This is a genomic window from Vibrio sp. 10N.222.52.C12, from assembly GCF_041474215.1.
Classification (GTDB): Bacteria; Pseudomonadota; Gammaproteobacteria; order Enterobacterales; family Vibrionaceae; genus Vibrio; species Vibrio crassostreae_C.
The window spans coordinates 15,477-15,699 of the sequence record NZ_JBFRTR010000086.1 but is presented as its reverse complement, the minus strand read 5'-3'; the positions used below and the strand labels follow the sequence as shown (position 1 = coordinate 15,699).

Annotated in this window: 1 pseudogene; it reads left to right on the top strand. The window is 40.4% G+C overall.

The features are described 5' to 3' along the window. Positions 1-45 precede the first annotated feature (45 nt). Positions 46-223 (top strand): annotated as a pseudogene (locus tag AB4623_RS15885) (transporter); the annotation flags it as partial.

Here is a 223-nt window from a genome sequence, read left to right as displayed (position 1 = left end):
ATTTATAGTGACCTCAACAAAAAAACATAAATAAAAGGTCTAACGATGGAACTCAATACCCTGATAGTTGGCATCTACTTCCTATTCTTAATTGCGATAGGGTGGATGTTTCGAACGTTTACAAGTACGACAAGTGATTACTTCCGTGGGGGAGGTAATATGCTGTGGTGGATGGTAGGTGCAACCGCATTTATGACTCAGTTCAGTGCTTGGACATTTACTG